Source organism: Bosea sp. (in: a-proteobacteria), assembly GCF_023953965.1.
GTDB lineage: Bacteria > Pseudomonadota > Alphaproteobacteria > Rhizobiales > Beijerinckiaceae > Allobosea.
Map to the genome: position 1 here is coordinate 1,544,955 of NZ_JAMLIX010000001.1, position 22,539 is coordinate 1,567,493.

General features: G+C 70.1%; 21 protein-coding genes. 9 read left to right on the forward strand and 12 right to left on the reverse strand.

The window, feature by feature from the left end; translation table 11 throughout:
• Positions 1-27: 27 nt before the first annotated feature.
• Positions 28-1,068 (forward strand): DUF2125 domain-containing protein, encoded by a 1,041-nt coding sequence (locus tag M9917_RS07230; RefSeq protein ID WP_297252243.1) that lies wholly within the window; start codon positions 28-30, stop codon positions 1,066-1,068.
• Between the two features lie 58 nt (positions 1,069-1,126).
• On the opposite strand, the gene rpoH is transcribed toward M9917_RS07230, so the two are convergent.
• The 4 genes from rpoH to M9917_RS07250 all read right to left on the reverse strand — a co-directional run bounded on the left by rpoH (position 1,127) and on the right by M9917_RS07250 (position 6,913).
• Positions 1,127-2,023, reverse strand: coding sequence for an RNA polymerase sigma factor RpoH (gene rpoH, locus M9917_RS07235; protein ID WP_297252245.1), 897 nt, complete (start codon positions 2,021-2,023; stop codon positions 1,127-1,129).
• A gap of 221 nt (positions 2,024-2,244) precedes the next feature.
• Positions 2,245-3,273, reverse strand: coding sequence for an RluA family pseudouridine synthase (locus M9917_RS07240; RefSeq protein WP_297252247.1), 1,029 nt, complete (start codon positions 3,271-3,273; stop codon positions 2,245-2,247).
• Between the two features lie 130 nt (positions 3,274-3,403).
• Positions 3,404-5,068: a heme biosynthesis protein HemY gene (locus M9917_RS07245; protein ID WP_297252249.1), complete on the reverse strand. Its 1,665-nt coding sequence runs from the start codon at positions 5,066-5,068 to the stop codon at positions 3,404-3,406.
• 18 nt (positions 5,069-5,086) lie between these two features.
• On the reverse strand, positions 5,087-6,913 hold the full coding sequence (locus tag M9917_RS07250; protein WP_297252251.1) for a uroporphyrinogen-III synthase: 1,827 nt from the start codon (positions 6,911-6,913) through the stop codon (positions 5,087-5,089).
• A gap of 267 nt (positions 6,914-7,180) precedes the next feature.
• Here M9917_RS07250 and tsaD point away from each other — a divergent pair, with 267 nt between their 5' ends.
• From tsaD to M9917_RS07280, 6 genes are all read left to right on the forward strand, one after another.
• A complete protein-coding gene (tsaD, locus tag M9917_RS07255; protein ID WP_297252253.1) occupies positions 7,181-8,236 on the forward strand; it encodes a tRNA (adenosine(37)-N6)-threonylcarbamoyltransferase complex transferase subunit TsaD in 1,056 nt (351 codons plus the stop codon).
• A complete protein-coding gene (locus M9917_RS07260) occupies positions 8,233-9,225 on the forward strand; it encodes an NAD(P)H-dependent glycerol-3-phosphate dehydrogenase (protein ID WP_297252254.1) in 993 nt (330 codons plus the stop codon). Before tsaD ends, M9917_RS07260 begins: the two co-directional genes overlap by 4 nt.
• A gap of 11 nt (positions 9,226-9,236) precedes the next feature.
• On the forward strand, positions 9,237-9,563 hold the full coding sequence (locus tag M9917_RS07265) for a hypothetical protein (RefSeq protein WP_297252256.1): 327 nt from the start codon (positions 9,237-9,239) through the stop codon (positions 9,561-9,563).
• The gene (locus M9917_RS07270; protein WP_297252257.1) at positions 9,563-9,970 is read left to right on the forward strand and encodes an EVE domain-containing protein; all 408 of its coding nucleotides are present in this window, start codon (positions 9,563-9,565) and stop codon (positions 9,968-9,970) included. Before M9917_RS07265 ends, M9917_RS07270 begins: the two co-directional genes overlap by 1 nt.
• A gap of 230 nt (positions 9,971-10,200) precedes the next feature.
• Entirely contained in the window at positions 10,201-12,153 is a 1,953-nt protein-coding gene (gene acs / locus M9917_RS07275) for an acetate--CoA ligase (protein WP_297252258.1), read from the forward strand.
• 242 nt (positions 12,154-12,395) lie between these two features.
• Positions 12,396-13,082 (forward strand): AprI/Inh family metalloprotease inhibitor, encoded by a 687-nt coding sequence (locus M9917_RS07280; protein WP_465246338.1) that lies wholly within the window; start codon positions 12,396-12,398, stop codon positions 13,080-13,082.
• Between the two features lie 113 nt (positions 13,083-13,195).
• Here M9917_RS07280 and M9917_RS07285 read toward each other — a convergent pair whose 3' ends face one another.
• Entirely contained in the window at positions 13,196-13,810 is a 615-nt protein-coding gene (locus M9917_RS07285; RefSeq protein ID WP_297252260.1) for a GNAT family N-acetyltransferase, read from the reverse strand.
• 295 nt (positions 13,811-14,105) lie between these two features.
• On the opposite strand from M9917_RS07285, the gene M9917_RS07290 reads away from it, so the two are divergent.
• Positions 14,106-14,741, forward strand: coding sequence for a cold-shock protein (locus M9917_RS07290; RefSeq protein ID WP_297252262.1), 636 nt, complete (start codon positions 14,106-14,108; stop codon positions 14,739-14,741).
• Positions 14,742-14,928: 187 nt separating this feature from the next.
• Here M9917_RS07290 and bfr read toward each other — a convergent pair whose 3' ends face one another.
• The 5 genes from bfr to M9917_RS07315 all read right to left on the reverse strand — a co-directional run bounded on the left by bfr (position 14,929) and on the right by M9917_RS07315 (position 18,646).
• Positions 14,929-15,423, reverse strand: a complete 495-nt coding sequence (bfr, locus tag M9917_RS07295) for a bacterioferritin (protein WP_297252263.1) — start codon at positions 15,421-15,423, stop codon at positions 14,929-14,931.
• 114 nt (positions 15,424-15,537) lie between these two features.
• Positions 15,538-15,825, reverse strand: a complete 288-nt coding sequence (locus M9917_RS07300; protein ID WP_297252265.1) for a (2Fe-2S)-binding protein — start codon at positions 15,823-15,825, stop codon at positions 15,538-15,540.
• A complete protein-coding gene (irrA, locus tag M9917_RS07305; protein ID WP_297252267.1) occupies positions 15,822-16,355 on the reverse strand; it encodes an iron response transcriptional regulator IrrA in 534 nt (177 codons plus the stop codon). The genes M9917_RS07300 and irrA overlap by 4 nt, the downstream gene beginning before the upstream one ends.
• 140 nt (positions 16,356-16,495) lie before the next feature.
• Positions 16,496-17,338, reverse strand: coding sequence for a DMT family transporter (locus tag M9917_RS07310; RefSeq protein ID WP_297252268.1), 843 nt, complete (start codon positions 17,336-17,338; stop codon positions 16,496-16,498).
• 273 nt (positions 17,339-17,611) lie between these two features.
• Positions 17,612-18,646: an aspartate-semialdehyde dehydrogenase gene (locus tag M9917_RS07315; RefSeq protein WP_297252270.1), complete on the reverse strand. Its 1,035-nt coding sequence runs from the start codon at positions 18,644-18,646 to the stop codon at positions 17,612-17,614.
• A gap of 434 nt (positions 18,647-19,080) precedes the next feature.
• Here M9917_RS07315 and M9917_RS07320 point away from each other — a divergent pair, with 434 nt between their 5' ends.
• On the forward strand, positions 19,081-20,163 hold the full coding sequence (locus M9917_RS07320; RefSeq protein WP_297252272.1) for a hypothetical protein: 1,083 nt from the start codon (positions 19,081-19,083) through the stop codon (positions 20,161-20,163).
• A 19-nt stretch (positions 20,164-20,182) separates the two neighbouring features.
• On the opposite strand, the gene M9917_RS07325 is transcribed toward M9917_RS07320, so the two are convergent.
• A complete protein-coding gene (locus M9917_RS07325; protein ID WP_297252274.1) occupies positions 20,183-21,562 on the reverse strand; it encodes a bifunctional serine/threonine-protein kinase/universal stress protein in 1,380 nt (459 codons plus the stop codon).
• A 6-nt stretch (positions 21,563-21,568) separates the two neighbouring features.
• The gene (locus M9917_RS07330) at positions 21,569-22,309 is read right to left on the reverse strand and encodes a metallophosphoesterase family protein (protein ID WP_297252276.1); all 741 of its coding nucleotides are present in this window, start codon (positions 22,307-22,309) and stop codon (positions 21,569-21,571) included.
• Positions 22,310-22,539: the final 230 nt, after the last annotated feature.

Below are 22,539 nucleotides of genomic sequence, written 5' to 3' on the forward strand. Positions count from 1 at the left end.
CGCCTGTCCGCAAGGAACACCCGCCGCATGACCGATCCCTTCCCGACGCGACGCAGCAGCCGCTTCTGGCTCTACGGCCCCGTCATGCTGCTCGCCCTGCTGGTCGCGGGCTGGTCCGCCTTCTGGTTCCATGCGCGTGGGCGCGTCGCGGCCGAGGTCGACGCCGCGCTTGTGCGCGAGGCCGAGCGCGGCCGCAGCTGGACCTGCGCCGATCGCTCCATCGCCGGCTATCCCTTCCGGATCGAGCTGCGCTGCAAGGCGCTCACGCTGACCTCGACGCGCTGGGGCGAGGCGGTGCGCGTCGAGACGGGCCCCGCCGTCGCCGTCGGCCAGATCTATTCGCCGGGTCTCGTCATCGTCGAGCTGTCGGCCCCCGCGAAAGTCTCCCTGCCGGAAGGGCGCAGGCTCGACCTCACCTGGAAGAACCTCGACGCCAGCCTCGTCTGGCGCACGCCCGAACGTTTCGCGCTGGTCGCAGCCGAGCCCCGCGGCGTGCTGAGCGGCCCCGACCTCGCGCCCGAGAGCTGGGGCGCCGCCACGCTCGAAGCGCACTTGCGCCGCAATCCGACGCGCCCCGCGAGCGATCAGGCGGTGGACATCGCCGTTTCGGCCAAGGGCACGATGCTGCCGCCGATGGACGCCCTGCTCGGCAACACCGATGCCGGCGAGATCGACCTGCAGGCGACGCTGACCCAGGCCGAGAGCTTCCGCAAGGGCTTCAACCCCGATGCGCTCGAAAGCTGGCGCGCCGGCGAGGGCGGCCTGGAATTGACCCGGCTCGCCGCGACCAAGGGCAAGGCGCGCATCGACGGCAGCGGGCGGGTCGGGCTCGACCCGCAGCATCGCGTCGCCGGCGAACTCAGGCTGGCGGCGGCCGGCATCGAGCAGATCGGCGGCCTGCGCGTCGGCAACCTGCTCGGCGGCCTCGGCGGCTTTCTCGGGGGACGCGGCGGCGATAACGGCACGACGCCGGGCCTGACCCCGCTGCCGCCGGTTTCGCTGCGCGAGGGCCGGGTCTTCCTCGGCCCGATCCGCCTGCCGCTCCAGCCGCTGGCGCCGCTGTACTGAGACGCGCATGAAAAAGGGCGCCTCGCGGCGCCCTTCCAGGCTTCCGGTCAAATGCGGTTCACACCGCCGGCAGGGCCGCCCGCGGCGATTCGATGCGGGTGATCGCCTTCTTCACCGCTTCCTGCACCTTCTCGAAGGCGCGGACCTCGATCTGCCGCACGCGCTCGCGCGACACGCCGAACTCCTCGGAGAGCTGTTCCAGCGTGATCGGGTCCTCGGCGAGGCGGCGGGCCTCGAAGATGCGCCGCTCGCGCGGGTTCAGCACGTCCAGCGCCTCGCGCAGCGCCGCATGGCGGTTGTCCGCCTCCTCCGAATCGGCGAGCCGGCGCTCCTGGCTCTCGGAATCGTCGACCAGCCAGTCCTGCCATTCGCCGTCGCCGTCCTCGCGCAGCGGCGTGTTGAGCGAGGCGTCGCCGCCGAGGCGGCGGTTCATGTCGATCACGTCCTGCTCGTTGACGCCGAGCTTGGTCGCGATCTGCTGGACCTGGTCGGGGCGCAGATCGCCGTCGCCCAGCGCCGAGATCTTGCTCTTGGCCTTGCGCAGGTTGAAGAACAGCTTCTTCTGGTTGGCGGTGGTGCCCATCTTCACCAGCGACCAGGAACGCAGGATGTATTCCTGGATCGAGGCCTTGATCCACCACATCGCATAGGTGGCCAGCCGAAAGCCCTTGTCGGGCTCGAAGCGCTTCACCGCCTGCATCAGGCCGACATTGCCTTCCGAGACGACCTCGCCGATCGGCAGTCCGTAGCCGCGATAACCCATGGCGATCTTGGCGACGAGCCGCAGATGCGAGGTGACGAGCTTGTGCGCCGCGTCGCGGTCGCCATGCTCGCGCCAGCGCTTGGCCAGCATGTATTCCTCGCTCGGTTCCAGCATCGGGAACTTGCGGATCTCATCGAGATAACGTGACAGCCCGCCTTCGGCGGACAGGACGGGCAGGGATGCACTCGCCATGCTCGTTCTCCTCATCGAGGCCCCCGCTTCGCGGCGGACCCTCCGCGCGATCAACCTTCGCGCAGGCTTCGGATGTTTAAGCAAAACGATCCAACGCAGGAACCTGTCATCGGTTCGGCTGGAGCGTTCGCGCGCGGCGCCCCTTTGGCCCTCCGCATCCGAACAACCCCAGTATATGGGAACCTACTCTGGCGGAAAGGTGGCGGCGGCGCCGAATTTGCTCAAAGCTTCGCGAGAGCCGCTTGCAGATTCGCAAAATCCTCCGGCGGCTCGGATTCGAACAGCATGGTCTCGCCGCTCGCCGGATGCTCGAAGCCGAGGATCGCGGCATGCAGCGCCTGCCGGCCAAGCGCGGCGAGCGCGGCTTGCGCCTCCTCCGGCAGCCTGGCCGCCTTGGTGGCGAAGCCCGAGCCGTAGAGCCGGTCGCCGAGCAGCGGATGGCCGATATGGCTCATATGCACGCGGATCTGGTGGGTGCGCCCGGTTTCCAGCCGACATTCGATGAGGCTCGCCAGCGGCTCGGTTTCGTCGAGCCCCTTCCGCAGCGGCGGGTAGCGCTCGATCAGCGCGATATGGGTGATCGCCTCGCGGCCGCGCCCTTCCTTGACCACCGCCATCTTCTCGCGGTTGCGGGTCGAGCGCTCGATCGGCGCATCGATCGTACCCTCGCGCAGGCGCGGCGCGCCCCAGGCGATGGCGAGATAGGCGCGCTGCAACGGCCCGGTGCGGCCGTGATCGGCGAACTGCCTGGCGAGCTTCTGATGCGCCCGGTCGGTCTTGGCGACGACGAGCAGGCCGCTGGTATCCTTGTCGAGCCGGTGCACGATGCCCGGCCGCCTCACCCCGCCGATGCCGGAGAGGCTCATCCCGCAATGGGCGATCAGGGCGTTGACCAGCGTGCCGTCCTCGTGCCCGCCGGCCGGATGGACGACGAGCCCCGCGGGCTTGTCGATGACGATCAGATGCTCGTCCTCGTAGACGACATCGAGCGGGATATCCTGGCCGACCGGCTCGGCCGGCTTCGCCGCCGGCATGACGAGGGTGACGTGATCGCCTTCGGCCACCTTGCGGCTGCCATCGCGGGCGATGGCGCCGTTGAGGCTGACCCCGCCTTCCTTGATGACCTGTTGCAGCCGCGCGCGTGAAATCTCGCCGGCGAGGGAGGCCAGCGCCTTGTCCAGGCGCTGGCCGGCCGCATCGGGGCCGACCGTCAGGGTGACGGCGGCATTGGGGGCGGGAACGGAGGTCATCGCGCCGCTATAAGGCGCAAAGGTTGCGGCCGCACGCCTTTTCCGCACTCATCGCACACCCTCCGCCGTCATCGTGGGTCTCCCTGCGGCCACCCGGGATGCCGGCGACGGGAGAGAGAGATGACGCCCCTCAGCCGAACAGCCTGAAACCGCTCTTCTTCGGCTCCGGCGGCGGCTCCTCGCCCGGCCCCGGATCATCCGGCGCATGCGAGACCGGAAAGATCACCGGCTTCGGTGGCACGCTCTCGCGCGCGGCGGCGGGGTTGATCTGCGCCGGCTCGGCCTCAGCCGGCTTCGCCCCGGCGGGTTCCGCGACCGCTTCCACGACCGGCTTCGGCTCCTCGTGCGGAGCAGCCGGCTCGGGCCTGGGCTCCTCCTGCGGCGGCGGGGGAGGGGGCGGGGCCACCGCGGCAGGCTCGATCGTGGTGGCGCTTTCCGCCCTGGCCTCGATCAGCCGGGTCGAATCGTCGAGATCGGCCAGGACGTCGTCGATCGCCTGCGCCGGGCTGCCGAGCGTCGCCGGCGGCACCGTCCAGACGAAGGCATCGAGCCGGCCGGTGATCGGCGAGACCGGCATCCAGCGGTCCGAGACCAGCCCGTCCGCCACCCAGGCGGCATCGCGCGGCGCCCGCGTCGCCCGGGCCAGCCATTCGCGCACGCGGCCGGCGGCGCCGTGCTCGGCGTCCTCGAGCTCCGCCATCAGCAGGCAGGCACGCACCGAGGCGCCGCCGGCCAGAAGCGGCTTCAGCGCCTCGCGCGCCTCCTTGAACTCGCGGGCCTGGATCGCGGCTCCGGCGAGCGCCAGCACGCTTTCGGGGTCGGCCGGGCGCAGCCTCGACAGGGCGATCGCGCGTTTGAGGCGGTCATGCGTGCTGTCGCCGGACCGGGCATCGAGATAGGCGGCGGCGATCTCGGGGTGGGGCGCCTCCTTCCAGGCCGTCTCCAGGAGCTTCGAGGCCTTGCGGACATCGCCGCGCGCCGCCAGCATCCGCCCGGCGAGCGCTGCGGCCGGCGTCAGCGACGGCGAGAGCTTGACCGCCTCGAGCGCGGCGGCGAGCGCCTTCTCGGGCTCGTGCTCGCGCGCCTGCAACGCCTCGGCCGCCAGCAGCACCGCGCGCTGGCGGCGTGCCTCGGCCTTGTCGACGAGCCTCAGCGCCGCGCGGCGCTCGACCGCGGTGCGGGCCGCCTGCCAGTCGCCGGCCTGGGTGTGGAAATCGAGCAGCGCATCGTTGGCCCAGGCGAGCGAGGGCGAGCGGCGCACCGCATCGTCGGCGAAGGCGCGCGCCGCGGCGGCGTCGCCGCGGCGCTTGGCCTCGACGAAAAGCCCGCGCAGGCCGAGCACCCGCGTCTCGGATTTCTCCAGCATCGCCTTGAAGGCGGCCTCGGCCTGGGCCCGGTCGCCCCTGAGCTGCGCGGTCTGCGCCTCGAGCAACAGGGTCAGCGGCTCGCCGGGAACGAAGCGGCGCGCCTCGCCGGTATAGCGGCCGGCGGCGACGGGATCGCCCGCGCCGATCGCGACCATGCCGCGCGAGACGGCCTCGAAGCCGCGCGCCCGGCGCCGCGCCCGCGAGGACAGGCTGAAGGCCGAGGGCAGCCCGAGGACGAAGCGCAGCACGGCCCAGACCACCAGCACCAGGAAAGCGAGCGCGACGACGCCGATCGCCGCCAGCGCGACGCTGGTCTCGATCCGGTAGCCCTGCCAGAGCACGGAGACCTCGCCCGGCCGGTCGGCGAGCCAGACGGCGCCGAAGGCGAGGCAGGCGAAGACGGCGAGGTAGATGAGAACGCGAACCATGGACTTCTCAACCCCCCGTCAGCCGGCCGTGCCGAGCGCGGCGACCGCATCCTGCGCGATTTTGGCGATCGCCGCATCCGCCGCGGCGCGCTTGCCGAGATCGGCGCCGAACTCCGCACTGGCACGGCGCGCCGGTTCCGGCAACTCTCCCCACAGCGCCGCAGCCTTGGCCGCGTCGCCGGCGGCGATGGCGCCTTCGAGCCGGATCGGCAGCGTCGCGGGATCGGTCGAGGCGCTCTCGCCGACCGGGCGGACCGTGACCACCCGGCTCGCCAGGGCGATGAGCTTGTCGGTCCAGCTCGCGGAAGCCGGCATCACCTCGCGCTGGAACGTCGCGCCGTGCTTGCGGAACCCGGCCAGCAGCGCCTCGCGCGTCGGCGCGCCGGTCCCGGCCACGGCGGCGAGCGCGGCCAGATCGGCCGGCGCCACGCCGCTTCGCGTCAGCGCCGCGACATCGCTCGAGAAGGGGCGCCCGCCCGCCAGCGCCTGCCGCACCCGTTCGGCGAGCACGATCCGCGCCGCCGCCATCGCCTCGGGGCTGGCGCCCGACGCCGCCTTCACCCGGGTCTCGACCGCGCCGAGCCGCCCGGCGAACTGGTCGAGGCGCTGGCCGGTGGCCGCCGCCGCCGCTTCCGCCCGCTGGACCTGAGCGCTGAAGGCGCTGGTATCGGGCGCCGGCGCATTGCCGAGTGCGGCGAGCCTCGCGGTGACGGCCTGAAGCTCCGAACCGGTCTTCGCTGCCGCATCGGAGGCCGAGGCCGCCCTGCGGTCGGCCGCCGTCAGCGCCGCCTGCACGCTCTCCAGCCGGGTTTGCAGCGCGGCGATCGCCGCAGCATCCCCCGAGGGCGCTGCGGGGGGAGGTGCCGCCTTGGGCAGGACATAGCCGACGAGGGCTCCGCCGAGCGCGCCCGCAACGAGACCGGCCGCCGCAACGGCTATCCAGGGCGTGCGGGCCGGCTCGCGTTCGACCTGCGGCGGCTTCGGCTCGACCGGGGGCGGCCTGAATTCCCGTGGCAGCGCCTCGGTCGGCGCCACCGCTTCCGGTGAAGGCTTGACGGCATCGGCCGGAGGCGCCTCCCGCGGAGCGTCTTCGACCTCCGGCTCCCGCCCGGGCCCGGCTGGATCGGCGGGGTGCTGGCGCGCCGAGACCTGCTCCAGCGCCGCCAGCAACGCCGCTTCTTCGGGATGCTCCGCGACCAGGACGGTGCTGGCTCCGGCCGCGATGAGCGGCGCGGCGACATTGGCAGAGAGCGCGACATGGGTGAGCTCGAGCGCCTTTTCGGCGATGCCGGCCGCCTGCGTCAGGGCGATGAAGGTCTGCGCCCCGCGCGGGGAATAATGCAGCGCCGCGCCCTCGCCCTGCCGCAGCGCGGCTTGCGTCTCCTCGGGCAGGGCGGCGATCGCCTCGGCCGCATAGGCGATCCAGAGCGCAACCTCGTAGCCGGCCTCGCGCAGCCGCTCCGCCACGTCCTCCTTGCGGTCGCGCGCGACGATCATCAGCAGGCGCGCCGGCGCCGGCAGCGTCCGCCGGATCAGAGCGATCAGGTCGTTGCGGTCGCCGTCGGCGCTGCGGGTGTCGTCAAGCCCGGCCTCGCGCACCTTCGCGGCGGTGCGGCTGCCGACCGTGAAGACGGGCAGGTCGCGCCAGGCGGCCGGCCCCTGCGCCAGTGCCGGCACGGCGTTGCCGCTGGTCACCACGATCGCGTCGAAAGAGCCCGCAGGCGCCTCGCCCGGCAGGCGGATCACCTCGAAGAGCGGCGCGACCACCGGCTCGAAGCCGTGCCCGGCGATGGCGCGGGCCGTCCGTTCGGCGTCGGGGCGCGGGCGAAAGACGAAGACGCGCATTCACAGCTCCTGGCAAAACCGGCGGCTACAGCGGGACGATCCACGAAACATGCAGCATGCCGCGGTCGTTCCGCATTGAGGCGGAACAATGATCCAGCCCATGCCCTCTCCTTTTCCGTTCCCGCGCCCGCCGCCGACGCGCCCGACATGGAGCGCCTCTTGGCCTTCTACCCTCGCGCGCACTATACGAAGGAATTGCCGGCACGAAACCGCCCTGCGCCATCCCGTGTTCCTGATTCCTCATTCCGGAAGACAAGTCGACCGATCATGCGTGTTCTGGGGATAGAGACGACCTGCGACGAAACGGCGGCCGCGATCGTCTGCGTCGAGCGCTCCGGCGAGACGAAGATCCTGTCGAACGAGGTCTTGAGCCAGATCGCGGCGCATGCCGCCTATGGCGGCGTGGTGCCAGAGATCGCGGCGCGCGCCCATGTCGAGGCGATCGACCGCATCATCGCGCGCGCCTTCGCCCATGCCGGCCTGAAGCCCGACGAGATCGACGCCGTCGCGGCGGCGGCGGGGCCGGGCCTCGTCGGCGGCGTCATGGTCGGCCTCACCGCCGGCAAGGCGATCGCGCTCGTGACGGGAAAGCCCTTCATCGCGGTCAACCATCTCGAGGCGCATGCGCTGACCGCCCGCCTCACCGACGATCTCGCCTTTCCCTATGTCCTGCTGCTCGTCTCCGGCGGCCATACCCAGCTTCTCGCCGTGTGCGGCGTCGGCGACTATCTCAGGCTCGGCGGCACCATCGACGACGCCGTCGGCGAAGCCTTCGACAAGATCGCCAAGATGCTGGCGCTGCCCTATCCCGGCGGTCCTTCGGTCGAGCGCGAGGCGGCCAAGGGCGATCCCGAGCGCTTCGACTTCCCGCGTCCGATGCAGGGCCGGCCGAACCCGGATTTCTCGCTCTCCGGCCTCAAGACCGCCGTGCGCCTCGTCGCCGAGCGGATCGCGCCGCTCTCGGACCGGGACGTCGCCGATCTTAGCGCCTCCTTCCAGGCGGCGATCGTCGACGTCATGGTCGACCGCACCCGCGCCGGCCTCAGGGCCTGCCGCGAGGCCGGCATCACCCCTTCGACACTGGTCGTCGCCGGCGGCGTCGCCGCCAACCAGGCGATCCGCGCCGGCCTTTCCCGGCTCGCGACCGAGGCCGGCCTGCCGATGGTCGCCCCGCCGCTGGATCTCTGCGGCGACAATGGCGCGATGATCGCCTGGGCCGGGCTGGAGCGGCTGAGGCTCGGCCTCGTCGACGACATGGGCGCGGTCGCCCGCCCGCGCTGGCCGCTCACCGAACTCCCGGCCCCGCCGCCGGCCGTCGCATGAGCCCGCGGGCCTATCGCGAGATCGGCGTCGTCGGTGCCGGCGCCTATGGCACGGCGCTCGCGCTCGCCGCCGCCCGCGCCGGCTGCGATGTCCGGCTCTGGGCGCGCGATGCGGGAACCGTCGCGGCGATCGGGCGGACGCGGCAGGCGCCGCGCCTGCCCGGCATCGACCTGCCCGAGGCCATCCGCGCGACCGGTTCGCTCGACAACCTCGCCCGCTGCGACGCCCTGATCGTCGCCGTGCCGACGCAGGCGCTGCGCGGGATTTGCGAGGCGCTGGCTGCAAGCCTGCCGCCGCGCGTGCCGGTGATCTCCGCCGCCAAGGGCATCGAGCAGGCGAGCGGCCGCTTCGCGACCGGGATCATCGCGGAGGCCTGGCCGGGCGCCACGCCGGCGATCCTCTCCGGCCCGAGCTTCGCCGCCGATATCGGGCGCGGGCTGCCGACCGCGGTCACGCTCGCGGCCAGCGACGCAGCGCTGGCGCAGGCGCTCGCCGAGGCGCTGAGCTCGCCGGCCTTCCGGATCTATCATTCCGCCGATCCGCGCGGCGTCGAAATCGGCGGCGCGGCCAAGAACGTGCTCGCCATCGCCGCCGGCATCACGATCGGGCTCGGCTTCGGCGAGAGCGCGCGGGCCGCGCTGGTGGCGCGCGGCTTCGCCGAGTTGCGCCGCTTCGGCGAGGCCTATGGCGGCGAGCCTGAGACGCTGATGGGCCTGTCGGGGCTCGGCGACGTCGTGCTGAGCTGCGCCTCGGCGCAATCGCGCAACTTCGCCTACGGTCTGGCGCTGGGCCAGGGTTCAAGCCCGGCCGAGGCCGCCGGCGGCAGGCTGGCGGAAGGCGCCTTCACCGCGCCCATCCTCGCCGCGATGGCGCGGGCGAAGCGGATCGAGACCCCGATCGCGGCGGCGGTCGCAGGCGTCATCGCAGGGGAAGCCGGCGTGCGCGAGGCAGTGGCGGCGCTGCTGGCGCGGCCGATCCGGGCGGAATGACGGAGGACGGCATGGCTCAGGACTGGTCGGACCTGACGAAGCGCGTGGCGCGCGGCATCGCCGAGGTGAAGAAGACGACGGGCTCCGAGCTCGTCGCCGAGAGCGGCCCCGTGCCGCTGGCCGGGCGCATCGCCGCGCCCGTCATCCAGCATCGCCGGCGCCGGGCCGAGGGCACGCATCGCTTCGTGCTGATCCTGCCTTTCGGCGAGGGCGAAGCCCGGGTCGAGCTCGACCCCAGGGACTACGCCGCGCTGACCCGCGAGATGGTGCGGTTCTGGAACGAGCAGGGCGAGGCGGCCTCGCAGCCGCCGGTGCCGCTGAAGGAGGACGAAGCCTGATGGCTCACTGGCTGATCAAATCCGAACCCTCGGTCTGGTCCTGGGACGACCAGGTCAAGGCCGGCGCGAAGGGCACGCATTGGGACGGGGTGAAGAACCACACCGCCAAGCTCAACCTGATGGCGATGAAGCAGGGCGAGCAGGTCTTCTTCTATCATTCCAACGAGGGGCTCGCGGTCGTCGGCATCGTCGAGGTCATCAGGGAAGCCTACAACTGGATTCCGGGCGAGCCCTGGGTGCTGGTCGATTTCAAGGCGGTGAAGCCGCTGCCGCAGCCGGTGACGCTCGCCGCCGTCAAGGCGCAGCCGAAGCTGGCGAAGATGTCGCTCGTCACTTCCTTCCGCCTCTCGGTCCAGCCGGTGACGGAGGAGGAGTGGGGGATCGTCTGCAGGATGGGCGGGCTTTAGCCGCCGTTGACTTGCCGCGCCCCGGAATGACGGCGCCTCGGCAAAACCGACGGGAAGCTCGAGCGCCGGCACCCATCGCCGAAAGTCTGTGACACGAAAGTGCGAGCGCGAAGCGCTTGCCGCGCGCCGCGCGCATCCTATGATGCGTCGAAATCGAAGAACGCGACGGCCGCTTCCCCTGCGGGAGGTGCCACGCGGCATAGACGATTCAGGTCTGGGGAGATGCCCGAATGTCCGAGACGATCTACGACGTGCCAGCCGCCTGGGCCAAGAAGGCCTGGCTGAACGAAGCCAAGTACAGGAAGATGTACACGGCCTCGATCAAGGATCCGGACAAGTTCTGGGGCGAGCAGGGCCGGCGGATCGACTGGTTCAAGCCTTTTACCAAGGTCAAGAACACCAGCTACAAGCCCGGCAAGGTCTCGATCAAGTGGTATGAGGACGGCACCACCAACGTCGCCTATAACTGCGTCGACCGGCATCTGGCGACGCGGGCCAAGCAGACGGCGATCATCTGGGAGGGCGACGATCCTTCCGAATCGAAGAAGATCAGCTACGGCCAGCTCCATACCGAGGTCTGCAAGTTCGCGAACGTCCTCAAGGCCCATGGCGTCAAGAAGGGCGACCGCGTCACCATCTACCTGCCGATGATCCCCGAGGCGGCCTATGCGATGCTCGCCTGCGCCCGCATCGGCGCGGTCCATTCGGTGGTGTTCGGCGGCTTCTCGCCGGATTCGCTGGCGAGCCGCATCGAGGATTCCGATTCGAAGATCGTGATCACCGCCGACGAGGGCCTGCGCGGCGGGCGCTCCGTCCCGCTCAAGAAGAACGTCGACACCGCCGACGACAAGGTGAAGGGCGGCATCGACACCGTCATCGTCGTCCGGCGCACCGGCGGCCACGTCAATATGAAGGAAGGCCGCGACCTCTGGTATCATGAGGAGGCCGCCAAGGTCTCCGGCCACTGCCCGCCCGTCGAGGTCAAGGCGGAGGACCCGCTCTTCCTGCTCTACACCTCCGGCTCGACCGGCAAGCCGAAGGGCGTGCTGCACACCACCGCCGGCTATCTCGTCTTCACCGCGATGACGCACCAATACGTCTTCGACTACCATGACGGCGACATCTACTGGTGCACGGCCGATGTCGGCTGGGTGACCGGCCACAGCTACATCCTCTACGGCCCGCTCGCCAACGGCGCGACCACGCTGATGTTCGAGGGCATCCCGACCTATCCGACGATCTCGCGCTTCTGGGAGGTCATCGACAAGCACAAGGTCAACACCTTCTACACGGCGCCGACCGCGATCCGCTCGCTGATGGGCGCCGGCGAGGAGCCGGTGAAGAAGACCAGGCGCAAGTCGCTGCGCCTGCTCGGCTCGGTCGGCGAGCCGATCAACCCGGAAGCCTGGGAGTGGTATCACCGCGTCGTCGGCGAGCGCCGCTGCCCGATCGTCGACACCTGGTGGCAGACCGAGACCGGCGGCATCATGATCTCGCCGCTGCCCGGCGCGATGAAGCTGAAGCCCGGCTCCGCGACGCTGCCCTTCTTCGGCGTGCAGCCCGAGATCGTCGATGCCGAGGGCAAGGTGCTGACCGGCGCCTGCGAGGGCAACCTCGTCATGGCCGATAGCTGGCCCGGCCAGATGCGCACGGTCTATGGCGACCACAAGCGCTTCGAGGAAACCTATTTCTCGGCCTATCCGAACAAGTATTTCAGCGGTGACGGCTGCCGGCGCGACGCCAGCGGCTATTACTGGATCACCGGCCGCGTCGACGACGTGATCAACGTCTCCGGCCACCGCATGGGCACGGCGGAGGTCGAATCGGCGCTGGTCGCGCATCCGTCGGTGTCGGAGGCGGCGGTCGTCGGCTATCCGCACGACATCAAGGGCCAGGGCATCTACGCCTATGTCACGCTGATGACGGGCGAGAAGCCGAGCGACACGCTGCGCAAGGAGCTCGTCGCCTATGTCCGCAACGAGATCGGCCCGATCGCCTCGCCTGACCTGATCCAGTTCGCGCCGGGCCTGCCCAAGACCCGTTCCGGCAAGATCATGCGCCGCATCCTGCGCAAGATCGCCGAGGACGAGTATGGCGCGCTCGGCGACACCTCGACGCTGGCCGACCCCACCGTGGTCGACGACCTCGTCGCCAACCGCCAGAACAAGCGCAAGGCGGGCTGAAGCCGCCGGGCGGGAACCGGAGTCGAGATCGAGGGTTTGCAACGCAGCGGCCCTGCGCTAGATCATCGCGCGTCCTACCGGACGCGGTAACGACGATCTATCTCATTGCTGGAGCATCGGATTTCCGAAAAGTGGATTCCACTTTTCGCATCCGATGCTCTAGACCATGCTCATGCCGCGTTCATCGCGTTCCTCTGATACTGACGCAACGTTCGGCTGACCGAGATCGGAACCCGCGCCGCATGACGACGATGAAGACCGCACCGACCGCCACCCTCGCCCGTGCCGCCGCCCTCGTCCCGCTGCTGGCGCTGGCCGCCTGCGCCGGCTCGCAGCGCTTCGGCGGGGGGCCGGTGACGAACCAGCCTTCCTACGGCCAGCCGGCGCTGCCCTCCGCCCCGCCGATCAGCTCGGCGCCGGTCACCTCGGAACCGCTGCCGCCGCCCGGCGGCTATCCCGCCGCTTCCGCCCCGCCGGCGGGGGCGCCCCTGCCCGGCCCCGAGGATCCGTTCTTCGATCCCAGTGTCGGCGGCGCGGCGCAAGGCCAGCCCCTGCCGCAAGCCGGCCAGCAGCCGGAGCAGCTGCGCGGCGGCGGCGGTCAGATCGCCACCCTCGGCCAGAGCCCGACGACGGCGCCGCGCCCTGCCAGCCGCGACAACATGGTCGGCGGCTGGACCGCCCGCGAGGCGACCGGCGGTTCCTGCCGCGTGCAGCTGTCGAGCACGCCGGCGCTCGATCTCTACCGCGCCTCCTCCTCCGGCTGCGCCAACAAGGACCTGCAGAAGATCTCGGCCTGGGATTTCCGGGACGGCGAGGTCTATCTCTACCAGCAGGGCGGCACGGTCGCGGCCCGGCTGCGGAGTTCCGGTTCCGGCGCGCTCGACGGCGCGGTCACGAAATCCGGCGCCTCGCTGTCGATGAGCCGGTAGATCTCATCGGCAACGGCCGGATCATGGGAGCCCCAGCCGTCATTCCGGGGGTTCGCGCCTGCGGCGCGCCCCGGAATGACAGGGATGGACATTGAAATCGTTGAACCGGCGGCTCAGGCCCGCAGCGCCCGGGCGAAGACCGCCGCCGGCCAGAAGCGCTCCTGGATGGTCAGCGCCATCGCCGCGAAGCCGCGCGCATTGTCGAGTGCCTCGTCGAGGATCGTGAAGGGTGTCGGGCCGCCGGTCGCGATCGCGCCCTCGACATCGGCATAGCCGCCGACCAGATCGGCCTCGAACTTGGTGGCGAGCCGGCGCATCGCCGCGTTTTCGGGCAGGCAGGTCAGATACAGCGTGCGGATGCCGCGGTTGCGCGCCGCCGTGATCAGGCGGCGGAACAGTTCCGTGCCGACGCCGCGGCGGCGCCAGCGCGTCTCGACGCTGAAGGCGGCCTCGCCGGTCTGCGCGACGAGGTCGTCGAGGCCGCGCAGCTCGGCTGCGCCGCGCACCCGCCCGTCGACGAGATAGGCATAGACCAGGCCGCCGACGCCGAACGTCGCGGTCGCGTAATTCTCGAGAAAGGCGTCGTTGACCGCCGTGCCGAAACGCTGACGGCGGGTGACTGCGTCGAGCCGGAGCAGATGCTCCCTGAACAGATCGCGCTCCGTCGGCCACAGCCGGCGGATCACGCCCTTGCCGGCTGTGCTGCCGGGTCGCCGTGAACGGATCATTCGTCATCTCCTGAACAGCGCATGCGGGCGCTGCCGACCAGGAGGCGTTGTCTTCCCTGACTCGACAGCCAAGATCGGATCGGCGGGCGTCGATTGCAAGGGGCCGGGCTGCGGCATCTTGGCCGGGCCGCGCCCGCATGCCGTGCGGAGCCGGATAGTCCATATGCTGGGGGTTGCACGAAAAAAATGCTACACCGTGATGAAACATCATGCGATAAATTCGCATTGACCCCGATGACGGCGCGCCCGGCATGAGCTAAGTTGCGTGCTCCCGGTCACTCATATCTGAAGCTCCATGTTCGATCGTCGCAAGCCTCCTGCTGCTCAACCCTTCGTCACGCACGAAAATATCGAAGCCAAGGTCAAGTGGTTCGACCCTGAGAAGGGGTTCGGTTTCGCATCGCCCTCCGATGGCTCGGGTGATGTCTTCCTGCATGTTTCGGCGCTCGGCCCGCTCGACCAGCAGGACCTGCTGCCCGGCGCGACCATCGTCGTGGATCTCGGCGAAGGCCGCCGCGGCCTGCAGGTCGTCGCCGTGCACGAGATCGACGCCTCGACCGCCACCCAGACGGCGCCCGCGCCGCGTGGCTTCTCGCCACGCCCGCCGCGCGACGATTTCGGCGGCGGCTTCGGTGATCGCGGCGGCTTCGGCGATCGTGGCGGCTTCGGCGATCGCGGCCCGCGTGGCGGCGGCTTCCAGGATCGCGACTCAGGCCCGGTCGAAGGCCCTTATGACGGGGCCGTGAAGTTCTTCAACGCGGATCGCGGCTTCGGCTTCATCGCCCCGGACAAGGGCGGGCCGGACGTGTTCCTGCACGTCTCGTCGCTGAGCCGCAGTGGCCTGCAGCCGCCTGCCGACGGGCAGCGCGTGCGCTTCTCGATCCGCAGCGGCCGCAAGGGCCCCGAAGCCGCCAATGTCAGCTTCATCTGACGCGGCACGGCCGTGCTGAGAGCGAAAAAGGCCCGCCAATGGCGGGCCTTTTTCATTTGCCGCTCTCATCGACCGTCATTGCGAGCGAAGCGAAGCAATCCAGGAGCGACAGGGCTCTGCGCCCCGTTGGATTGCTTCGTCGGCTATGCCTTGTCGCAATGACGGCTCATATGGCGAAGCCCCCGGCTCAATCGTCGTGGTCGTCGCCTTCCAGGCCGCCGATGTGCTTCTGGGTGTAGAGCTCGATGCCGACGCGCGCGATCAGGTCGAGCTGGGTCTCGAGGAAGTCGATATGGCCTTCCTCGTCCTTCATCAGCGCCTTGAACAGGTCCTCGGACGGGAAGTCCCCGACCTCGCGGCAATATTTCGCCGCTTCCTGATAGAGCGCGCGGGCCTCGACCTCGGCCTTCAGATCGCACTCGATCACTTCCTTGACGGTCTCGCCGATGCGCAGCTGGTCGAGCGTCTGCAGGTTCGGGAAGCCCTCGAGGAAGAGGATGCGGTCGACGAAGCGGTCGGCATGGACCATCTCCTCGATCGATTCCTTCTTCCAGGTCTTGGCCATCTCCTTCAGGCCCCAGTTGTCCAGCATGCGGTAATGCAGCCAGTACTGGTTGATGGCCGTGAGCTCGGAGCGCAGCCCCTTGTTGAGATATTCGATGACCTTCTTGTCGCCCTTCATGGCGCAGACTCCACGATCCACATTAGAATGATCCTAATGTAGACGCGGCTTCCGGAGAAGGAAAGAGGGAAAAAGACGAGGGCCGGCACTTTCGCGGGGAGCGCGCGCGGGCGCTCAAGCCGCCGCGCTCTCTTCTTCGCGCGCGATGCCTTCGAACATCAGGCCGACCGAGACATGCACCGCGCAGGCGATCTCGCGGCTGGCGCAACTGCCGCATTGCGTCACGCAGACCGCCCGGGCCTCGGCCAGGATCGCCCTGACCTCGCGGGCGCAGCGGCCGCAATCGGGGCTGCATCCGAGGCAGTCATAGACCTCGCCGGCCGTGCGCGGGCCGCTGCCATCGGCGGCGACGGTGCCCTTGATCTGGCCGCAGGACAGGACGTTGCAGGAGCAGACGATCACGCGTGACGACCCACCGCGCGCCTGGCCTCGATCTCCTCGCCATCGGCGTTGCGCAGGCGGACGATGACCTCGACCGAGGCGATCACCATGCCTTCCGGCGCCGCGGGGAGCCCTGCGACCTGGATCATCGAGCCCGGGATGTCGGTGACGGTCTCGTCGTCCTCGTTGTAGAAATGGTGGTGCTCCGAGACGTTGGTGTCGAAGAAGGTCTTCGGCCCGGAGACGGAGACCTGGCGCAGCAGGCCGGCCTCCGAGAACTGGCGCAGCGTGTTGTAGACGGTGGCGAGCGACAAGGGCTCACGCGCCCTCAGCGCTTCCTCATAGAGCATCTCGGCGCTGACATGCCTGTCGCCCTTGGCGAAGAGCAGCCAGCCCAGCGCCATGCGCTGGCGGGTGGGCCTGAGGCCAGCCGTGCGCAGCCGCGCCTTCACGGCGCTGATCGGGCAGCTCGTCGGGCTTTTCTGCGGCCACGGGATGTGATCGCCCGACACGGGGCTGTGATCGTGATCCTTGGTCGCCAGAACGCTCATCGATAACGCCTTCCACCATGCCGGACAACCGGCCCGTAGTTTAGAAAATGTCTAAACTACTGATATTATTGTCATATTTGGCAAAACATCCAGCGAATGTCAATTCTTCGCGCCTGCGACATCGGGCAGCGGCGCGGCGGTCAGCCCGTGACCAGTTTCGCCCGGAGGCGCTCGCGATGGGCGGTGTAGAGCCCCGAGGCGGCAATGATTGCGGCGCCGACCAGGGTCCAGATGTCGGGCAGGGTCGAAAACAGCATGAAGCCGAAAATCGAGACCCAGAGAAGCTGGGAATAGCTGAACGGCGCCAGGAGCGAGGCGCCGGCATAGCGGAAAGCCACGATCACCATCCATTGCCCGGCCGTCGCGACCGCGCCGATGAACAGCCCGATCCAGAAGATCTCCCAGGTCGGCGTCACCCAGTGCAGCGGCAGCAGCAGCGCCATCACCAGGGCCCCGAAGCTGGTCGAATAGGTGACCGTCGCGAGCGGGTTTTCGGTTCCGCTCATCATCCGCGTCACGATCAGCGCGAACGCCCAGAGCAGGGCCGAGACGGCCGGCAGCAGCGAGATGAGCTGAAAATCGGCCCCGCCCGGCCTGACCACGATCAGCACGCCGACCAGTCCGGCGAGCGTCGCCGCCCAGCGCCGCCAGCCGACGCGCTCGCCCAGCATCGGGATCGACAGCGCCGTCACGAACAGCGGCGCGACGAATCCGGTCGCCGTCGCATCCGCGATCGGCAGGACCTTCAGCGCCAGGACGAACAATATGGACGAGCCGATCGTGCCGCAGCCGCGCAACAGGTGCAGGCCCGGCCGCCTCGTCCGGAACGAGGCCCATTCGCCCCTGATGCCGACGATCGCCAGCAGGATCAGCGTCGAGGCGGCATAGCGCAGCCAGACGATGTGGAGCGGCGGAACGCTGGCGGTGAGGTATTTCGTCGCCACATCGCCGGCCGAGAGGAAGATCGTGGCGGTCAGTATCATGCCGATACCGAGCAGGCCGTTGTCACGCCTGAGCGATGCGGCGGCGGTATCCGTCGCGGATCCGGGGTGGGGAGCGGGAGGTTGCGGCAAGGGCTTCGGGGCGGCTGGGGGCGGAAGTCGTGCGGGCGTGTCGGCTGCGTCGCAGGCGATCCTAGTCGCTTCGGCCGGCGATCCGCTGCGCAAAGAACATGGGAGCTCCATGCGTTGGCGCGGCGCCCCCCCGCATCGAAAAAAGGCGGACCTTGCGGCCCGCCCTCGCTCCGGCAGCGCGGCTCAGGCCGCCTGCTTGCGCGGCTGGATCAGCTTGCGGTTGACCAGCACCTCGGCGATCTGCACCGTGTTCAGCGCCGCGCCCTTGCGCAGATTGTCGGAGACGCACCAGAAGGCGAGGCCGTTCTCGACGGTCGAGTCCTCGCGGATGCGCGAGATATAGGTCGCGTCCTCGCCGGCCGCCTCATGCGGGGTGATGTAGCCGCCGGGCTCGTGCTTGTCGATGACGAGGATTCCCGGCGCCGCGCGCAGCACCTCGCGCGCGGCTTCCGCCGTCACCGGCTTCTCGCACTCGATGTTGACCGCCTCCGAATGGCCGATGAAGACCGGCACGCGCACGCAGGTGGCGGTCAGCTTGATCTTCGGGTCGAGGATCTTCTTGGTCTCGACCACCATCTTCCACTCTTCCTTGGTGAAGCCGTCCTCCATGAAGACGTCGATCTGAGGAATGAGGTTGAAGGAGATGCGCTTCGGGAACTTCCTGGTCTGGACCTCGCCGGCCGAGAACACGGCGCGCGTCTGGTTGAAGAGCTCGTCCATGCCCTCCTTGCCGGCGCCCGAGACCGATTGATAGGTCGAGACCACGACGCGCTTGACGCCGAAGGCGTCGTGCAGCGGCTTCAGCGCCACGACGAGCTGGGCGGTCGAGCAGTTCGGGTTGGCGATGATGTTCATCTTGCCGAAGCCGGCGGCGGCGGCCGCGTTCACCTCCGGCACGATCAGCGGCACGTCGGGATGGGTGCGCCAGGCGGAGGAATTGTCGATGACGACGGCACCCTGCGCACCGATCTTCGGCGACCAGGTCTTGGAGATCTCGCCGCCCGCCGACATCAGGCAGATGTCGGTGTCGGAGAAGTCGTAATGCTCGAGCGCCTTCACCTTCAGCGTCCTGTCGCCGAAGGAGACCTCGGTGCCGACCGAGCGCGAGGAGGCGAGCGCCACCACCTCGCTGACGGGGAAGGCGCGCTCGGCGAGGATGTCCAGCATCTCGCGGCCCACATTGCCGGTTGCGCCGACCACTGCGACCTTGAAGCTCATGATCTGATCCTTTGCGGAATTGAGACGGTTCGGATCTCCCTTGGGGGCCGGCCCGTCCTGCATCGGGCGGGTTCGACGATCTGCCCCCGCCGGGGGGAGACGGACCCGGAACCGAGGCGAAGCGTCAGCGCGACAGGCCGGTTTTCCCGGTCGTCGTCTTGGTCGTGCGTTTCGTCGTCGGACGGAGCGTCACAGAGCCGATCCCGAAGGGCTGAAGACTTCGCAAGGCGGCGCAACCGCGCACCGCGCCTGTGTCAGAACACCTCCGGCGGCGAAAAGTCAATCTCTCCCGCGCCGTTAACCCTGCCCGTTGACCCTCCGTTCACGCTGCCCGCCGATCGGCCGGCGCCGGTAACCGGGTAGCGACTCTCGACCCTCAGCCTGTGCGCCGTGATCGGGATGGCGCGGCCGGCGTGCCGCGCGGGAGTTCAGGCGTGTTGCGTTTGCGTTGCGACGAGACGATGGCCCGGCTGCGGCGCGAAACGCGCCGTGCCCGGATACTGTGGCGCCATGCCCGGGCGCGCGCGGCCGGGGCCGACATCGTTTCCCGTCTCATCACCGGCGCCGACCGGATCGAGGCGGGCTTTCGCGCCGCCTGTCGCCTCGGTCGCCGCCTCGCGCCGCGCGGCGGGCTCGGCCTGCCGGGCGCGCTCGCCTGGCGGATCGCCGCGGCGCTCTGCGGGGTCAGCCTGACGGCGGCCCTCGTCACCGGCCTCTCGGCGAAAAGCGAGGACCCGCCGCAGCTCGCGGGCCTGGCATCCGCCGCGGCGGCCGCCACATCCTCGAGCCCGGCCGCCGGGCACAAGGCCCGGCCCGTGGCGGAGGCGGACTGGGTGTCCGTCACCCGCCCGATCGCGATCTTCAATCTCGAAGCGCCGGAGCTCGGCCGCGACGCCCCCGTGGTCGGGGCGCGCCGCAGCCCGGATGGCCGCAGCCGCGAGGATCTGATGAGCTTCGGTGCCTTCGCCGGCGCCGATGCCCATCTGGCGCTGCGGCTGCGGACGGGGGAGGACATCGCCGCAGGCGCCGGCTCCTTCACGGTCGCGTTCGTCCACACCGCGGCGCTCGGCGGCCTCGCCGTCGCGCGCGCCGGCACGCCGGCCGCGCTCGAAACCCGTTTCGGCGCCCTCGAAACCGCCGATGTCGTCCTCGGCGACGGCACCCGGAGCCGCGGCTGCCTCGCCTTCCGGACGATGGAGAGCGAGGCGCTCTTCGCGATGAGCGGCTGGTGGTGCGCCGGGTCCAGGCCGAGCGACCGGCGCCAGCTCGCCTGCCTGATCGACCGGCTCGATCTCGCCAATGCGGGAGCCGAGCCCGCGCTGCGCTCGGCCTTCGCGCGCAGCGAGCTCAAGCGCCAGCCGGCCTGCGCCTCGCCGCGCCTGTCGGCGACCGGCCGCAAGGTCTCCTGGCTCGATGCCGATGGCCGGATGCCGGCGCTCAGGGCCAAGACCGCGACGCCCGAGCCGCCGGCGCAGCCCCGCCCCGGCCGCGCGAAGGCGACCCGCCGCCAGCGCTGAGGCGCAAGCGCGGCCCTGATCAGGCCGTGCCGAGCCGCACCACCGTGACCGAGCAATCGGCCTCGGCGACGACCTTCGAGGAGACGCTGCCGAGATGCCGGCGCAGCGCGGAAGCGCTGCGCGCGCCGATGACGATGTGGCCGATGCGGTTGTGCTCGGCATAGCGCAGGATCGCGTCGGCGGCGCTCACCGCCTCGATCACGTGATAGCTGATGCGTTCCTCGGCAAGGCCGAGCGGGCGCGCCCAGTCCTTCAGCGCCACCAGGCGCTTGATGTAGAGCGAGCGCCCGGCGTCGTCCGTCTTCGTGGTCTCGCGGATGATCTCGGTCTTCAGCACGGTAAGGCAGGCCAGGCGCGAATCCGGGCGGGTCGCGAGAAGCCGGCCCGTCTCGGCGAGGACCGCGCCGGCGAGCGGATCGGTGCCGCCGACGAGGTCGACCGCCGTGAGGATGAGGGCGGGGCCCGCCTGCCGGCGCCGGATCGTGGGCGCGCCGGTGAGGAGGTGGTCCTCGCGCTTCTGGAAGATCGAGAGGAAACGATCCCACCATGAGCGCGGCGGCTGCGCTGCGGTGATCGCCACCTGCTCCGGGTTGCGCAGGTCGAAGGCGACGCGCGCCGCATCGGTGTAGCGGCGGCCGCGATCGACCTCGAGGCAGGTCCGGATCACGGTTTCGAGCCAGGCCGGCACCTTCGGATTGACCGCGGAGGGGGGCTTGGGAGCGTGATAGAGCCTGCGCTTCATGCCCGCCGTGGTCGAGGGCCAGTCGAAGGGCAATTCCCCGGCCGCGAGCAGATAGAGAATGGCGCCGAGCGCGAAGATGTCGCTCGCCGGGTCGGAGCGGTCGCCGAGCACCTGCTCGGGCGCGATATAGCCGGCCGACCCCATCGGGACGTTGCTTTCCTCGGCCAGGAGGTCCGGCAGCCCGGCATGGCGGGAGAGCCCGAAATCGAGCAGCACCGCGCCCCGCTCGGCGAGGATCACGTTCTCCGGCTTCAGGTCGAGATGCGCGACCTGCTGCTCATGCAGGCTCGCCAGCGCCACCGCGAGTTCGGCGCCGATGCGGGCGACCTCCGCGGGCGGAAGCGGCGCCGACTTCGCGATCCTGGCCAGGCTCTCGCCCGCGACGAACTCCATCGCGAGATAGGGCGTTTCCGAAAGCTCCCCGGAGCGGATGTAGCGCGGGACATGCGGCCCCGAAAGGCGCTTCAGGATCAGCGCCTCGACCTCGTAGCCGATCACGACCGAGACGTCCTGGCCGGGGTCGAGGAAGGGGATCTTGAGCACGATCGGGATAGCGAAATCCGGATGGCGCGCCCGCCAGAGCGAGGCCATGCCGCCCGAAGGCATCTCCTCCTCGAGCGTGAAGCCGTCGATCACCTGCCCCTGCCGGAAGCGCATCGCCGTTCACCGTCCCGAAGCGAGCCGCGCGGCCAGGGCTGGCGGCAGGCCCGCCGCCAGAATCTTGCCGGCGGTCGCCGCGCTGTCATAGGGCACCCGGCGCATGGTGACGCAGCCCTGCTGCAGATCGACGAGCGCGAAGCAGGCGGCCGGGTTGCCGTCGCGCGGCTGGCCGACGGAGCCGGCGACGACGAGATGGCGGCGCGTCGCGACGAGCGGCGCAGGCGTGTCGTCCAGCGGACTGAAGGTGACCGGCGCATGGCCGGGGCGGGCGTAGAAGATCATCGGGACATGGGTATGGCCGCAGATGATGAGCCGCGCATCGGTCGCGGCGAAGGAGGGGGCGGCCGCCCGCGCGTCGCGCATGTAGTGCCAGCGGCCGGGCTCGTCGGCGCTGGCATGGACATAGAGGCGATCCTCCTCCGCAACCGTCAGCGGCAGCGCGGCGAGGAAGGCACGATGCTCCGCCGCAAGCTGCCCGCGTGTCCAGCGAACCGCCTCATGGGCGCTCGCGGTCATGCCGTGGTCGTTGTCCAGCACCGCCCGGTCATGGTTGCCGAGAACGACCTGCGCGCCGTTCGCCGCGTAGCCCGCCACGACCTCGATCGCATAGGCCGGATCGGGCCCGTAGCCGACGATGTCGCCGGCGACGACGATCCGGTCCGGCTTCAGCGCCGCAACGACGTCGCGCACCGCGTCGAGAGCCTCGCGGTTGGCATGGATATCGGCGAGGACGGCGATGCGCATCCGGGGTGCTCAGCGGGTCGCGCAGTCCGTCCGCGATCCGAAGACGGGCGGATTGGCTCCCGTGATGGAGGCCGGTCGGGGAAGGGAAGGCAAGGCGCTGTGATCCTCCGGGTCGATCCGGTGATCTTGGCTGCGATGCGGCCGCGCCGCAAGCTTCACGACAGGAGGCCGGAAGGCCGGTGTCTCCTCTCGCCGGCCCACCACGGCGAGCCGCGCTTTACGGGCGATGG

What these genes read in the sequence shown, in the direction of transcription:
- M9917_RS07230 (WP_297252243.1), top strand. Translation starts at nt 28, where the DNA reads ATGACCGATCCCTTCCCGACGCGACGCAGCAGCCGCTTCTGGCTCTAC.
- rpoH (WP_297252245.1), bottom strand. Translation starts at nt 2,023, where the DNA reads ATGGCGAGTGCATCCCTGCCCGTCCTGTCCGCCGAAGGCGGGCTGTCA.
- M9917_RS07240 (WP_297252247.1), bottom strand. Translation starts at nt 3,273, where the DNA reads ATGACCTCCGTTCCCGCCCCCAATGCCGCCGTCACCCTGACGGTCGGC.
- M9917_RS07245 (WP_297252249.1), bottom strand. Translation starts at nt 5,068, where the DNA reads ATGGTTCGCGTTCTCATCTACCTCGCCGTCTTCGCCTGCCTCGCCTTC.
- M9917_RS07250 (WP_297252251.1), bottom strand. Translation starts at nt 6,913, where the DNA reads ATGCGCGTCTTCGTCTTTCGCCCGCGCCCCGACGCCGAACGGACGGCC.
- tsaD (WP_297252253.1), top strand. Translation starts at nt 7,181, where the DNA reads ATGCGTGTTCTGGGGATAGAGACGACCTGCGACGAAACGGCGGCCGCG.
- M9917_RS07260 (WP_297252254.1), top strand. Translation starts at nt 8,233, where the DNA reads ATGAGCCCGCGGGCCTATCGCGAGATCGGCGTCGTCGGTGCCGGCGCC.
- M9917_RS07265 (WP_297252256.1), top strand. Translation starts at nt 9,237, where the DNA reads ATGGCTCAGGACTGGTCGGACCTGACGAAGCGCGTGGCGCGCGGCATC.
- M9917_RS07270 (WP_297252257.1), top strand. Translation starts at nt 9,563, where the DNA reads ATGGCTCACTGGCTGATCAAATCCGAACCCTCGGTCTGGTCCTGGGAC.
- acs (WP_297252258.1), top strand. Translation starts at nt 10,201, where the DNA reads ATGTCCGAGACGATCTACGACGTGCCAGCCGCCTGGGCCAAGAAGGCC.
- M9917_RS07280 (WP_465246338.1), top strand. Translation starts at nt 12,396, where the DNA reads ATGACGACGATGAAGACCGCACCGACCGCCACCCTCGCCCGTGCCGCC.
- M9917_RS07285 (WP_297252260.1), bottom strand. Translation starts at nt 13,810, where the DNA reads ATGATCCGTTCACGGCGACCCGGCAGCACAGCCGGCAAGGGCGTGATC.
- M9917_RS07290 (WP_297252262.1), top strand. Translation starts at nt 14,106, where the DNA reads ATGTTCGATCGTCGCAAGCCTCCTGCTGCTCAACCCTTCGTCACGCAC.
- bfr (WP_297252263.1), bottom strand. Translation starts at nt 15,423, where the DNA reads ATGAAGGGCGACAAGAAGGTCATCGAATATCTCAACAAGGGGCTGCGC.
- irrA (WP_297252267.1), bottom strand. Translation starts at nt 16,355, where the DNA reads ATGAGCGTTCTGGCGACCAAGGATCACGATCACAGCCCCGTGTCGGGC.
- M9917_RS07310 (WP_297252268.1), bottom strand. Translation starts at nt 17,338, where the DNA reads ATGATACTGACCGCCACGATCTTCCTCTCGGCCGGCGATGTGGCGACG.
- M9917_RS07315 (WP_297252270.1), bottom strand. Translation starts at nt 18,646, where the DNA reads ATGAGCTTCAAGGTCGCAGTGGTCGGCGCAACCGGCAATGTGGGCCGC.
- M9917_RS07325 (WP_297252274.1), bottom strand. Translation starts at nt 21,562, where the DNA reads ATGCGCTTCCGGCAGGGGCAGGTGATCGACGGCTTCACGCTCGAGGAG.
- M9917_RS07330 (WP_297252276.1), bottom strand. Translation starts at nt 22,309, where the DNA reads ATGCGCATCGCCGTCCTCGCCGATATCCATGCCAACCGCGAGGCTCTC.